10 protein-coding genes are annotated in these 13774 nt (G+C 40.2%); 6 read left to right on the top strand and 4 right to left on the bottom strand.

What is annotated here, in order from left to right; all coding sequences use genetic code 11:
* Positions 1–45: 45 nt before the first annotated feature.
* The 3 genes from QOL76_RS03060 to QOL76_RS03050 all read left to right on the top strand — a co-directional run bounded on the left by QOL76_RS03060 (position 46) and on the right by QOL76_RS03050 (position 4025).
* On the top strand, positions 46–1320 hold the full coding sequence (locus tag QOL76_RS03060) for a sugar isomerase (protein ID WP_283411554.1): 1275 nt from the start codon (positions 46–48) through the stop codon (positions 1318–1320).
* A 28-nt stretch (positions 1321–1348) separates the two neighbouring features.
* Positions 1349–2833: an arylsulfatase gene (locus QOL76_RS03055; RefSeq protein WP_283411553.1), complete on the top strand. Its 1485-nt coding sequence runs from the start codon at positions 1349–1351 to the stop codon at positions 2831–2833.
* Between the two features lie 172 nt (positions 2834–3005).
* Entirely contained in the window at positions 3006–4025 is a 1020-nt protein-coding gene (locus QOL76_RS03050; protein WP_283411552.1) for an SMP-30/gluconolactonase/LRE family protein, read from the top strand.
* A gap of 481 nt (positions 4026–4506) precedes the next feature.
* Here the strand turns inward: QOL76_RS03050 and QOL76_RS03045 are convergent, their stop codons facing one another.
* A complete protein-coding gene (locus tag QOL76_RS03045) occupies positions 4507–6108 on the bottom strand; it encodes a mechanosensitive ion channel family protein (RefSeq protein ID WP_283411551.1) in 1602 nt (533 codons plus the stop codon).
* Between the two features lie 179 nt (positions 6109–6287).
* Between QOL76_RS03045 and QOL76_RS03040 the strand changes: the two genes are divergently transcribed.
* From QOL76_RS03040 to QOL76_RS03030, 3 genes are all read left to right on the top strand, one after another.
* The gene (locus tag QOL76_RS03040) at positions 6288–6650 is read left to right on the top strand and encodes a transmembrane 220 family protein (protein WP_283411550.1); all 363 of its coding nucleotides are present in this window, start codon (positions 6288–6290) and stop codon (positions 6648–6650) included.
* A 79-nt stretch (positions 6651–6729) separates the two neighbouring features.
* Entirely contained in the window at positions 6730–7476 is a 747-nt protein-coding gene (locus QOL76_RS03035) for an NIPSNAP family protein (protein WP_283411549.1), read from the top strand.
* Positions 7477–7546: 70 nt separating this feature from the next.
* Complete coding sequence (locus QOL76_RS03030; protein ID WP_283411548.1) at positions 7547–7903, top strand: hypothetical protein; 357 nt, start codon at positions 7547–7549, stop codon at positions 7901–7903.
* 129 nt (positions 7904–8032) lie between these two features.
* Here QOL76_RS03030 and QOL76_RS03025 read toward each other — a convergent pair whose 3' ends face one another.
* The 3 genes from QOL76_RS03025 to QOL76_RS03015 form a co-directional block, all read right to left on the bottom strand.
* A complete protein-coding gene (locus tag QOL76_RS03025) occupies positions 8033–11473 on the bottom strand; it encodes a ThuA domain-containing protein (RefSeq protein WP_283411547.1) in 3441 nt (1146 codons plus the stop codon).
* A 130-nt stretch (positions 11474–11603) separates the two neighbouring features.
* The gene (gene galK, locus QOL76_RS03020; RefSeq protein WP_283411546.1) at positions 11604–12746 is read right to left on the bottom strand and encodes a galactokinase; all 1143 of its coding nucleotides are present in this window, start codon (positions 12744–12746) and stop codon (positions 11604–11606) included.
* Positions 12747–12750: 4 nt separating this feature from the next.
* Positions 12751–13773 (bottom strand): LacI family DNA-binding transcriptional regulator, encoded by a 1023-nt coding sequence (locus QOL76_RS03015; RefSeq protein WP_283411545.1) that lies wholly within the window; start codon positions 13771–13773, stop codon positions 12751–12753.
* Position 13774: the final 1 nt, after the last annotated feature.

Below are 13774 nucleotides of genomic sequence, written 5' to 3'. Positions count from 1 at the left end.
TTTTCATGAACAAAATGAGTAAAAAAGTTACACTGCCACCTATTTATGAAAATAACTGAAGACCAAATAGCATCTTTTTCTACCACTAATTTTCATTACAGATCAGTTGATTTATTGAGAGATCGACTCTCAAATCAGCGCTTAGATTTTGACGATATTATCCTGAAGATTCAAAAGTTTCAAATAGCCATTCCAAGTGCAGCGTTGGGAAACGGTAGAGCAGGAGCAAAAATGCATAGAACAGGAGGGGAGCCTCGAAACTTAAATGAAAAGTTGGAAGATGTAGGCTTATTGCAGCAGTTGACTAGAAAAACGAATTCAATATCTGTTTATATACCATGGGATACGCCTGAGGATTACCAGGAGTCCAAAGAATTGGCTGTTGATCTGGATTTGGTATTTGATTCCATGAATAGTACAAGTTCTCAGGATGAAAACAAGCAGAAATATGCCGCTTTAGGTTCTTTAGGGAATCCTGACAAAACAATCCGGCAAGAAGCTATTGCTCACAACGAAGAGGTAATTAGCATTGGCAAAAAGCTGGGAAGCAAAGGGTTGACCGTTTGGATGGCTGATGGAAGTAATTTTCCAGGTCAGTCGAATTTCAGAAATACTCTAGCTTGGACTGAAGAGTCTCTCCGTGAAATATATGAAATCATGCCTTCAGACTGGGATCTGATGCTAGAGTACAAGCCCTATGAGCCAAATTGCTACCATACCGTGGTCCCTGACTGGGGGACTTCCTGTATGCTGGCCAAACGATTAGGATCAAGGGCCAAAGCGCTGGTGGATCTAGGCTACCATCTTCCAAAAACTAATATTGAACAAATTGTAGCTACGCTAATGTATCAAAACCTCCTTGGAGGATTTCATTTCAATGATAGTAAGTATGGAGAGGATGATATGAATCCTAGTAGTATCAAGCCGTATCAGCTTTTTTTGATTTTTACTGAATTAATAAGTGGAGACCTGGATGGAGCACAGGCTTGGGAAAGTATTTCCTGGATGATAGATGCCAGCTATAATACTCAAGATCCCTTGGTCGATTTGATTCAAGCGTTGGAAGCTATTACAATTGCCTATGCAAAAGCGCTGCTGGTGGACCGGGAAAAGCTTAATGAGTTTCAGAAAGAGGGGCAGGGTTCAGAAGCTCAGGAGATTTTGCAAATGGCGTACTTGACTGATGTGAGGCCCTTGGTTTGCGAGGCGAGACTTCGGTCTGGGGGAGTTGCTGAGCCTTTAGAAGCGTATAGAATCCTGATGATTCGCAATAAATTGGTGCAGGAACGCGGAGCAAAATCATACAGCTACTTATTTTAAGCCGCTACATTTCTTGTTATCTTGGGACATGTTAATACGAAAATATTTACCCCTATCCTTACTGGTTACTTTTGCATTTCTAGGCTTTACTAGTTGTGATTCGAAAAAGGAGAACGCAATAGCTGAAGTAGAAAAAAAGACTAATATAATTTTTATCCTCGCAGATGACTTAGGTTATGGAGATCTGGGTTTTCTTGGTCAAGAATACATAGAAACTCCAAATATTGATCGTCTGGCTAAGGAGGGCATGTTTTTTACTAATCATTATTCCGGAGCAACTGTTTGTGCTCCTTCCAGATCCTCTTTTTTGACAGGATTACATACGGGGCATACGCCTATTCGTGGCAATCGTGAAGTACAGCCGGAGGGGCAATATCCTATGCCTGATTCTATTCCCACCGTCGCTAAAGTGCTGGAAAATGCTGGTTACAAAACAGGAGCTTTTGGGAAATGGGGGCTAGGCTTTGTAGGAACCACTGGGGATCCAAATCAGCAAGGTTTTGAGGAGTTTTACGGATATAATTGTCAGAGATATGCTCATAGATATTATCCTGCGCACTTATGGCATAATAGCGACAAAATTGTTTTGGAGGGAAATGGCTGGGTCGATAAGACGGTATATGCACCAGATGTGATTCAGAAAGAGACGATTACATTTTTGGAAAACAACAAGGATAATCCTTTCTTCTTGTTTATGCCTATCGTTATGCCACATGCTGAATTAGCTGCTCCGGATGATGAAATTATCGAGAAATACAAAGCAAAATTTGGTGATGAAAAACCCCATCCAGCTGGAAAGGGTACAGAATATGGTCCTGACATCAACATCACTGCTTACCAATCCCATCCTACGCCACATGCTGCATTTGCAGCTATGGTAGAACGAATGGATGTTTACGTTGGAGAGGTGCTGGCTAAGTTGGATGAACTAGGAATTGCCGAAAACACATTAATTATCTTTGCTTCTGATAATGGTGCGCACCAGGAAGGAGGGGCTGATCCAGACTTTTTCGATAGCAACGGACCCTTCAGAGGACATAAGCGTGACTTATATGAAGGTGGAGTCCGTACGCCGATGATTGCCTGGTGGCCAGGTAAGATCAAAGCGGGTTCGAAAAGTGACCACATATCAGCATTTTGGGATTTGCTACCAACATTTGCTGATGTAGCTGGTGCTGAAATTCCAACTAACATAGACGGGATTTCTTTTTTACCTTCTATGTTGGAGCAAAAAGATCAGAAAGAACATGAGTATTTATATTGGGAATTTCATGAGCAAGGTGGTAAGCAGGCGGTAAGGCAGGGCAAGTGGAAGGCTGTGAAGCTTCAGGTTTTTGGTAGCGACAGGCCAAAGATTGAATTATATGATTTAAGCGTAGACCTGGGAGAGAAAAATAATATTGCTGCAGAAAATCCCGAAAAAGTTAAGGAGATGGAAGCTTTGATGAATTCATCACATACAGAAAATCCTATTTTCAGTTTACTACCTTCCGAACGGCAGGCTGCAAAATAAATTGGTTTCATGAGGAAAAGGCTAAGATTTATCTTCACTTTTTTGCCTACTCCTTAAAATCCCAAAGGATAGGTTATTTTAGGAAGCATCATTTTGATGATATTTAAATGTTTTGATACTTTTTTTCCGATTAATTAACTCATTATTAGCAAGTAACCCTACCTAAAACCAAATGAAAAACTCAAAACTCTTTTTATTACTAATTCTACTATCGGCATGTGCTAATCCAAATACATCATCTAACATTGAAGATGAAGATTTCGAATTTCAATCTGTTGGTTCTATCGAACGATTGGACCCGGATTTGAATATTTTCTTGCCTGAGGATGCTAAGATAGAGGTGATAGCTTCTGGCTTTGAATGGTCAGAAGGACCACTATGGTTGGAAGATCAAAACGCATTAATCTTCTCAGATGTGCCAACCAATAAAATCTGGAAGTGGACTGAGAAGGATAGCTTAAGCTTATTTCTGGAGCCTTCTGGATATTTGGGAACAGAGACCAATAAGAAAGAACCAGGATCCAATGGTTTGGCATTGAATGCATCCGGACAATTGATAATCTGCCAGCACGGAGAACGAAGGGTAGCAAGAATGAATACTTCTCTTTCTGATCCAAAACCTGATTTTATAGCGCTTGCTTCTACTTATGAAGGGAAAAAGTTCAATAGTCCAAATGACTTAGTATTTAACAAATCTGGACAGCTGTTTTTCAATGATCCTCCTTATGGTTTGGACCCATGGAATACTAAGGAATTGGATTTTCAAGGGGTGTATAGATTAGATCCTGATGGGAGTTTAAACCTGCTTTTGGATACGTTGAGTAGGCCAAATGGGATTGGGTTAAGTCCTGACGAGAGCACCTTATACATCGCGCAATCTGATCCCGAAAAAGCAAGGTATTATGCTTTTGATTTGGGTGAAAATGGAGATATCCTAGGAGGAAATATATTGCTGGATGCTACAGTGCTTATTGGTAGTGAGAATCCGGGATTACCGGATGGTCTGGCCGTGCACAGTTCGGGGACTTTGTTTGCCTCAGGTCCAGGAGGTATTTTAGTAATCAGTCCTGAGGGGAAGCATTTAGGTACTATCAAGACAGGGCAAGGCACTGCAAATTGTGCTTTTGACAGTGATGAGAATTATTTGTACATGACTGCCGATGCGTTTCTCATGAGAATTAAGATGAAATAAGAACAAGTTATTGGCAGATATATGATATATCTCTAATTGATGTGATTAAAAAGTTGATAACCATCTAATTAAGGTTGATATGTGTGTTTGTTTAGAATATAATTTGGTGGAAAGATGGTGGGAAACTAACTAGCCTAAAAGTTGTCTTTGGGCGAATTTAAGGAGATATTTATTAAACCAAGTAAGAGATAAAAAGACCGGGAATACGATCTCGGATAAGGATTGAAAGCTCTCAAATTTGCATGAAAGGTCAATGTCCTCCGGGATTTTGTCTGAGATGGTTTACCACAAAAGTGTTTATTGAAATTTTCGAAACCGAAAGGTGTAGAAGACTGAGCATAGAAATCATTATTATTAATCTGGGCAACTGGATGACAAGTCTTTTAACAGTAGCTTGGCTCTTAACGCTAACTATGGTTAGAGTAGGAGAAAGGGAAGCGTTCGCAAGAGGGTTTCCCTTTTTGTTTTACATATGTATGTCCTAGTTAGAATTTTTTTCTTCAGGAATATAGATTGGAGGAATTGTGAGTTCGTTGCCTTCCCGTGAAGCACGATAATGGGGAGACATAATTTCTACACCCGCTTCACTAAACGCATCCTGAATAAATGAGTGCAGTTCAGAATAGATCACTGCCGCTTTTTGCGGAGTAGTGGTATAGGCATTGATTTGATAACTCACATAGAAATCGTCTAGGCTAGTTTGCAAAACGAAGGGAGATGGGGCCTTTAGGATCATGTCTGTTTTCATTGCTGCTGAAATAAGTAATTCATGCACTTTGCGCCATGGAACATCATATCCAATTGTTACAGTAGAGTGCAGAATCAGACCTGGTCCATTAGACTCCACAGAGTAGTTGATGGTTTTTCCTGCTAAAATCGAGGCATTTGGAATAGTGACCTCTTCATTTTTAATCGTACGTAGTCTGGTAACCAGCATAGTTTTTTCAATCACATCACCTGTAGTATCTCCGATTTTTACACGATCCCCAAGCTTAAAAGCCCTCATGTATATGATCACTAAGCCTGCTATGATATTGCTGATAGCTGATGAAGATCCCAGAGAAATCAATAAACCCAGGAATACACTAACTCCTTGGAAAGCAGGAGAATCAGAAAAAGGTAAATAATTAAAGATGACGATGAAGGCAAAAGCCATGACAATAATCTTAAATAAATTAAATGTCGGCTTTGCCCACTCAGGGTAGAATCCAGGGATTGATAGCGTTTCTCTCTCAACTTCTAAGGAGATAAAATTGATTCCTTTGGTGATGTAGTACGTGATAAAAATCACGACGAGAATCATGAATAATTCTGGAATGAAACCTATAAAACCTAACAAAATTAATTTCACTGGTGAGGTGATATAATAAAGTAGGGTAGTAGCCAGCCCCTTTGTCGCAGGAAAAATGCTGAAAATGATAGGCAGGGAAAGGTATAATAGCAAGATGATAAGGATGAGCTTCACCACTCGCATACCCAAGAAAAACAACTTCTCTTGCCTTTCTCCAGAAAGGATTTCTATGTCTTTGATTTTTATGCCTTTAAAATATTTATGCCATTTGCGTAAGATGTAATCGATTAGCTTATTGAATCCCTTATTGATGAATTTGACAAGGATTATAAGAACTAAGAAAATCCCGATTAAAAGCCCTGTTCTCGTGAGATTTGTAATTAGACTTTGCTGGTCATTATGCGTTGCAAAACTGATTTTTATAGCTGCAATATAGTCTTCAGCTAGCTCAGACTTACTTTTGTTGGACAGGTCCGCATCTGCTTGGGTAATACTTCCAATGACTTGTTCACCATGCAGTATTTCGACCGCTACCACGTCTTCAGAAGTGGAGAGTAATAAGGTGTCAAATTCATCATTTTCAATAAGTGCTTCCAGCCTTTTACTTTGGTTGAGCGCTCGCTCAGCAGCAGAGTAGGGACCTAGCTTGGCAGAAATGAAATAGAGGGTGTCACTAAAAAAGACAACCGGGCTTTTTTCCACTTTTACAGTAGTATCTGCACTTATTTCGGGAGCAGTAGTCGGACTAGTTTCTTGAGCTGCATTGACAGCAAAACAAAAACTAAAATACATGAGGTAGAAAAATAGTATTAATTTAATTCCTCTAGTTAAAATGAAATTGAACGTCATAAATAGCTTTAAATAATGCCTTGTTTGCCAAAATTAAGAGCGGTAATTTGGGCAATTGTTAGCATTTCAATTTAAATAAAATTCTTTGCTTTCTGTAGTTATGAACCAACCCTTGAAATATTATGAAGTTTAACAAAATCTATTTTGCTATCTGGATTGTTATTTTCTCACTCTTTGCTTATTGGCAGTTCAACGACCCTGATCCTGAGATTTGGGTGAGTATTTATGGAGTAGCGATTATATTTTGTTTGTTGGGGGTGCGGGGAATTTTCCCTAAAATTCCGTTGACAATTCTTGCAATAGCGTGTGTTATTGGCGCTATTTATTATTGGCAAGGCGATGTGGGAGGTTGGATTTCCGAAGAAGTGGAGCAACATAACCTAAGTATGAAAACTCAGTCAATGGAAGAATCAAGAGAGACTTTCGGTTTATTAATTATTCTAGTTGCGTTGTTTCCAGCAATCTGGAAGTCTTGGAGGAAATAGGCTTTATCTTCTTCAATAGCTTAATTTTCATTTGAATAAGTCAGCCAATCCGCCGTTTTTATTCTCAAAATCATAACTCATGAAAAAAATTATCTTCAGTATGATTGCAATGCTTTTTGCCTTCGCAGGCTATGCACAGAAGTTGAGTGACACTTCGACTTATTTCGAGATAAGAAAGTATTATGCCCATGAAGGAAAGCTTCCTGATTTGATCAAGCGTTTTCAAGAGCATACACTTTCGCTTTTCGAGAAAAGTGGGATGGAAAATATCATCTATTTTCTACCAATTGATAATGAGGATAATTCACTGACCTACATTCTTGGCTATCCGGATGAGAAGTCAAGAGATGTGATGTGGGGTAAATTTATGAATGATCCAGTGTGGCAAAAAGTGTTTGAGGAATCAAGGGTAAACGGAGCATTGGTAAAAAGTGTGGATCAAACATTCATGAAACTTGCTCCAGGATTGAATGATTTCCCACTCCCTCAGGCTAGTGGGATTTTTCAGATGAGAACCTATACTTGTTTTGATGGAAGGCTTGATAATCTACTAACAAGATTTAAAGACCACACTCAGGAATTGTTTGCGAAGCAAGGGTTGAAAAACTATCCCTATTGGGTAACAGTTGAAAATGATGGCAGTCAACCTAAATTGGTTTATTTATTGGGTGACAAAAATCAAGCATCTTTTGAAGCTAATTTTCAAAACTTTGCCAAAGACCCAGCTTGGGTAAAGGCAAAGGAGCTATCTGAAGCTGACGGGAAGATTGTAGAGAAAGTAGATGCTATTTTCTATAAAACCCTTCCTTTTTCACCGATAAAATAGGCGAAAAAGTAGCGTATTGGCTGATGGCTTCGTTTTGGGTTTAACTTCTTTTTTCACTAAATCTACTTCAATGAAAAAGTTAATTTACCCAATTTACTGCTGTTTGCTCTTTTCTTTTGCTTGCAGTGAAGACAAAGATCCTGTCATGGTTTGTGGCGTTATTAATCCAGTAGAAGATTTGGCTTGGCTCAATGCAATCAAACAGGCAGCGGAATCTGGTTCAAGTTCTGAATACAGTTACCTTGCTCAGGCTACTTTTGAGGGAGAGACTGTTTTCTACTCAGGAACTTGCCATCCTTTGGCTAATTGGGCTTTGCTGCTATTGGATTGTGGAGGTAATCAAATCGAAGGAGAATATACATTTGCAGATTTGGGGGATTCAAAAATAGTCTGGCAGCCAGAAGATTCTAGATGTCAATTTGACTAAATCCCGTTTTTTATGAAAATTTCATTCTTCCTAAGGTAGCTTGTCTACGCTCTTGGCGCCAGGTGAATGAAAACAAAAAGACCCATGCAGTAATCTCTGCATGGGTCTTTTGCTTTATTCATGGTTACTTTATTTAGCGTTGAAAGTGAAAGATCGAATTACAAACCTTCCTTCTTCGCCAGGATTTTTTGGTGTTGAAATCAAATATACCTTGTGCATTTTCCCATCAGCATTTCCAGTGAAAGGAATAGTCAGCGAACCTTGAATTGGTGCTCCTCCTGTGGTGGATCCTTTTGGACTGAAGGTTCCTTTGCCTACTAGATCTCCGGAAGGACTGTCTAGTCTTAACTCAAAATCATACGTACCCGTTAGCGCGCCCATTGTAAATGTGTTCAGAGTTATTGAAGCAACATCAGTCAAATCTACTGTTGTGATAAGAGCTGATCCATCTTCTTTAGGAACTGTTAGGAAGTTTGCTCCTTCGTAACTATTGACTGCATATCCACCCATTAGTTCTTCAGCTTTGCCAAGATCTATCGTATTGCTTTTCAGAAATACTGTTTGAGAACCTGAAAGGGGTTTTATGTTGTCTCCTCCCTGGTCAGTATAAGATGCATTCAGCATCAATACTCCTGTTGGCGTTGCTTCCTTGCCGGCAGTGGCATCTACAGTTCCAGAAGCTGGAAGTGAAGGCGTAGTCACTTGATCTAGGGAGAGAATATAAGCTACCAAGGCATTAAGATCAGATTCTTTCATGTCTGGATTTGCAGGCATAGCTACTTCTCCCCAGACACCACCGCCACCGTTTTTGATTTTATTTTTCAAGTAATCAGCATCTTTTTGGGTGTACTTTTCAGCCACATCGATGTAGGCTGGTCCCACAGAAGCCTCTGCTTCTTTGTGACAAGTCTTACAGGTCAAAGTAGTGAAGAGTGATTTACCCATCATAGCTTCAGTCATTACTTTATGACCCATATCTGATTCTGCCTGATCCAATCCTTCTATGTAGTCCGCGGATACGTAAAGCGTACTCATATCAGACGATGCTGTAGGATTATCGGCATCTTTCACACTCACGCTGTAAGCCACTTTTTTTCCAGGGAAATAGAAGGATTGATTTCCATCAATGCTGATAGAGACCTCAGGAGCAACATTTCCAGAATAAATGCTTTCCAATCCGCTAGTTCCTGTCAATCCACTAGGGTCTTTGGCAGTAACTGTCACTTCGTATTCTCCGATAGCATCAAATGTATGCTTAAGTGTAGGTACATCTGTTGTTACAGTTTGTCCATTGCCTAAATCCCAGATATAAGTCAAAGGATCATTTTCAGGATCGGAAGCTTTGGTGGTGAAAGTGACAGTCAAAGGGTTCGTTCCTGAAGTTTTGTCAGCGGAGATTTGAGTTACAATAGGAGCTCTATTTCCGCCATTGAAGTCAATTCTTGAAAGACCTGAATCTGGGTTTTTTGAAAACCAACCATTGCCATATTCCAAGATATAGATTCTACCGTCAGACCCCATTTCCATATCGATGATAGAATTGAATTTTGTGCTAGGCATGAATGCTTCCATCTTATCATAATCCCCATTTTCTTTTAGGGTTACTACTTTTATCCATCCTCTGATCCAATCATAGATAAACACCTTGGAATCAAAATAGTCTGGCAGTTTAGTATCCGCTGTGTACATGTCACTGTAGTAAACTGGGCCGGCCATTGCATTTCTTCCTCCAGTCCCTAACTGTGGAAATTCTTTAGATTCCCCGTATGGATACCAAATAAAGGCAGGCGCCAGCGATGGTAAATCCTTTTTTCCGGTATTATTAATTGAGGTGTTGGTAGGTGCCTTAGGATCAAATGCGGCTCCTGATTCCCCTGTGACATAGTCATATTCCCGGTAAGGATAATTATTCCCTACAAAGAAAGGCCAGCCAAAATTACCTGCCTCTCTTGCTTGGTTTACCTCATCATAACCTCGTGGTCCCCGGGTTTCGAACATGTCTTCATTTGCATCTGGGCCAACTTCCCCCCAGTATAAAAAGCCGTTTTTCTGATCTATGGAAATTCTATAAGGATTTCTGTTTCCTTGTACATATATCTCAGGTCTAGTGCCTTCAGTTCCAACAGGGTAAAGGTTTCCTTCGGGAATGTCGTAAGATCCATCTTCATTTACTTTAATCCGTAGGATTTTACCTCTAAGGTCATTGGCATCGCCGGAAGATCTACTCGCGTCATATTGCTCAAATCCAGGTCTCTGATCTAAAGGTGCAAAACCATTGTTTCTGAACTCAGAATCAGGCTGATTGAATGGTGTGGAATTGTCTCCTAAAGAGAGGTATAAGTTCCCTTCTTTATCAAAAGCTATGGAACCTCCAGTGTGACAACAGATATCCCGATCCGAGTGAATATCCATGATCACCACCTCAGAGCTCATATCCCAGGTGTTATTTTTGAAAGTAAACCTGGAAAGTCTATTGATTTCTTCGTCTCCAACCGGTGAGTAGTAAACAAACACATATCCATTATCAGCATAATTAGGGTCTTTTTGAATTCCCATTAAGCCTTCTTCTGCGTTAACTCCTTTTACATCAGTTTTCCAGTAAACGTCAAGCTTAGCCACTTCTGAAAGCTCTTCAGTTTCGTTGTTAAAAAATAAGATTTCTCCTCTTCTTTGAGCGACAAGGATATCCAAATTTGGAAGAATGGTCATTTCTGTAGGCTCAGTAAATTCTGGTCCTACCAGAGATGTTTTAGAAAATCTATTTTCCTCTGGGACTCTTTTGCTCTTAGCTTTTGAGTAATCCAATTCTGCATTTTTTCCGATGGCATACTGTATGCCTGCCAGCACATGCTTCAGGTAAAGCTCTTCTGAGTATGACTCATCCGTGTGTCCGCCTCCAGTATAGAAAGCTCTTCCTCCATCATAATCATGATACCAAGCGATAGGGTGCTCACCCATATCCATACCACCTTTATAAGAATCTTCATCCAGACTCAAAAGCACATTGACCTCAGGATTCAGGTTTTTATAGCTGTACCATTCGTCAGTTCTTGACCAAGGGCTAGGGAGAAAGGAAGTAGAAGAATGACTATTGTCCTCCAACGTTATTTCGCCAGGTTGAATGTTAGGATGGGGATCATTGATGCCAGGATGGTCAGCGAAATACCCCCCTACTAATCTCCCGTACCAGCCCCAACCATACTCGGTGTCTGCGGCAGCATGGATACCAACGAATCCACCACCTGCTTGAATATACCTTTCGAAATCGGCCTCTTGGTAGTTGTTCAATACATCTCCTGTTGTGCTTAAAAAGATGACAGCTGAATATTGAGCTAAATTTTCTTCGGTGAACATTTCTGACTGAGTGGTCGTATCCACCTCAAAATCATTCTCCGCGCCAAGCTTTTGAATAGCTGCTACTCCTTGGGGAATAGAGGCGTGATAGTAACCTGCGGTTTTGCTAAAGACGAGCACTTTTGGTTTTCCAGAGCGAGAATTACAGCTCCAGAAACCTACGCTCGCTATCATTCCAAGCAGCAGTAAGCTTCTTAGGTTTTTTGGGAAATTCATAGGTTTAATGTTATTAGGATAATAGGCAAATATTCTCATTTGAGAGTTAAGACTACAAATTGGTGATTTTTTTGGAAAAAAATACGCTATTTATTGTCTAGATGGGATTGCGCTTTTAAGCGGTAAATTTCTACAGTATTCTAGCTCCTTCAGAAAGACTAACAGGTATGAAATCTGCTTCTATTCCAAATTTTTCTATGTAAGAAGCCTGTATTTCATTTTGGAAATTCTCCCTATGTGAATTGGAAATCAGGTTGATAGTGCAACCTCCAAATCCACCGCCCATCATGCGGGAACCTAATACACCAGGTAAACTCCAGGATTTATCGGCTAAAAAATCCAATTCCAAACAACTGACTTCAAAGTCTTTGCTCAGGCTCCTGTGCGACTCTTTCAATAAGTTTCCAAAGACAGTTAAATTACCTTTATGAAGAGCTTTTGAAGCAAGGTTGACTCGCTCTATTTCGGTGATCACATGTTTTGCTTTTGGAAAAAGAGTTGCCGGTAAGGTCTGCTTGACTTTCTCAATTTCCCCTATTGGAATGTCTCGGAGGGTTGTGGCCGCTGGAAAATAAGATTGAAGTATACTTACACTTTCTTCACAAGACTCTCTACGTTTATTGTAGGCCGAATCAGCCAGGTTGTGTTTGACTTTAGAATTGACCAATATTAGGGAATGGGAGCCGAAATTCACAGCAACTTCTTCGTGCTTATTGGTACGGCAATCCAAGATTAACGCATGATCTTCTTTCCCAAAGGCAGAGGCGTATGGATCCATGATGCCACATTTCACTCCTGCAAAGAGATGCTCCGACTTTTGAGCGTATAGTACGATGGACTTTTTGGAGACTTGTAACTTAAATAATTCTGTCAACCCTGTACCAATTGCGACTGAAAGTGCAGCCGAGGAAGAAAGTCCTGAAGCGGGAATATTGCCTCCAAAAACTAAGTCAAACCCTTCTAATCTATAACCGGCTTGTTGAAATTGGGAGACCATTCCCATGGTGTAGTTGGCCCAGTGTCCTTTTTTTGGGGAGAATGAATGGATGTCGAAGACAAACTCTTCATTATAGTCTTCCGAAAAAATTCTGCAAGTAGGAAGGTTGTTTTCTTGAAGTGCTACCCATATTCCTTGTTCCACAGCAGCTGGAAAAACCAGACCTTCCTGATAGTCTGTGTGTTCTCCGATTAAATTGATTCTTCCAGGGGCAAACGCCATAATGGGTTTATTTCCAAAGATATTCTCAAAGGATAGGGCAATTTTATCTTTCATTAAGTTAAAGTGCTTTTGTCGATTGACGGGGTAGCAAGGTAGTTTCTAAAACAATGGAAATCGGATCATCTGAAGCTTGGCCTTCTAATTGATCGAGCAAATGACTGACTGCCAATTTTCCCATTTCATAGCCGGGCTGAGCCACGGTGGTCAATGGAGGCTCTATCACTGCTGAGGCCGGATTATTGGTAAATCCAGCTAGAGCCATGTCGTCAGGGATCTTGATTCCCATGGGTTTCCAAACAGACATAAAATCCAAAGCGACCGGGTCTATCATACAGAATACACCGTCAGGACGATTTGTCATTTTTGCGATTTCATGGGCAATTTTTACGTTGCCTTCTGAAGTCAGATCAGAAATCTTCACTAATTCAGGATCAGCATCTATCCCAAACTCTGTAAGGGCATGTAAATACCCTTCTTTCCTTTTTTTACTTATATACAAGTCTTCAGGACCGGATACATACATTACGCGTTTGCAGCCAGTTTCCAAGAGGTGCTTGGTCACATGATAGGCTCCTCCCTCATCATTAAAAGTCACCCTCGATACGGGAATATCTTCATTTACTCTGTCAAATAGTAAAAAGGGGATTTCTCTATTATATAGGTCAAATAAATGATCGTATTTATTAGTTTCTCTACTCAGCGAGATCAGCAAGCCATCCACTTGAGAGGAAACTAAAGTTCTGATATTTGCCTTTTCTAGTTCCAAAGTCTCATTCGATTGGCAAATCATCACATTATACCCACGCTTATTGGCATGATCCTGAATGCCTGAGATACAGGAAGCGAAGAAGTGCGAGGTGATTTCAGGCACAATTACACCAAGGGTATTGGTTCTACTTATCCTAAGACTTTGAGCTAGGAGATTTGGCTGGTAATTCATCTCCTTGGCCATTTCCACTATACGCTTTTTAGTGTCTGGGTGTAGCTCAGGAGAATCTTTTAGCGCTCGGGAAATAGTCGATACAGAAACACCTAATTTCTTGGCGATTTCTTTCATCGTAACCTGGTGACCTTTTTTCATA

Origin of the sequence: Algoriphagus winogradskyi, from assembly GCF_900182815.1 — a bacterium.
Lineage (GTDB): Bacteria > Bacteroidota > Bacteroidia > Cytophagales > Cyclobacteriaceae > Algoriphagus > Algoriphagus winogradskyi.
This window is presented reverse-complemented; position numbering and strand designations above follow the sequence as displayed.

Bases quoted from the DNA above. Each gene is read 5' to 3' on its own strand.
- QOL76_RS03015 (WP_283411545.1), bottom strand. From the start codon at position 13,773: ATGAAAAAAGGTCACCAGGTTACGATGAAAGAAATCGCCAAGAAATTA.
- QOL76_RS03035 (WP_283411549.1), top strand. From the start codon at position 6,730: ATGAAAAAAATTATCTTCAGTATGATTGCAATGCTTTTTGCCTTCGCA.
- QOL76_RS03055 (WP_283411553.1), top strand. From the start codon at position 1,349: ATGTTAATACGAAAATATTTACCCCTATCCTTACTGGTTACTTTTGCA.
- QOL76_RS03045 (WP_283411551.1), bottom strand. From the start codon at position 6,108: ATGTATTTTAGTTTTTGTTTTGCTGTCAATGCAGCTCAAGAAACTAGT.
- QOL76_RS03050 (WP_283411552.1), top strand. From the start codon at position 3,006: ATGAAAAACTCAAAACTCTTTTTATTACTAATTCTACTATCGGCATGT.
- galK (WP_283411546.1), bottom strand. From the start codon at position 12,746: ATGAAAGATAAAATTGCCCTATCCTTTGAGAATATCTTTGGAAATAAA.
- QOL76_RS03030 (WP_283411548.1), top strand. From the start codon at position 7,547: ATGAAAAAGTTAATTTACCCAATTTACTGCTGTTTGCTCTTTTCTTTT.
- QOL76_RS03060 (WP_283411554.1), top strand. From the start codon at position 46: ATGAAAATAACTGAAGACCAAATAGCATCTTTTTCTACCACTAATTTT.
- QOL76_RS03040 (WP_283411550.1), top strand. From the start codon at position 6,288: ATGAAGTTTAACAAAATCTATTTTGCTATCTGGATTGTTATTTTCTCA.
- QOL76_RS03025 (WP_283411547.1), bottom strand. From the start codon at position 11,473: ATGAATTTCCCAAAAAACCTAAGAAGCTTACTGCTGCTTGGAATGATA.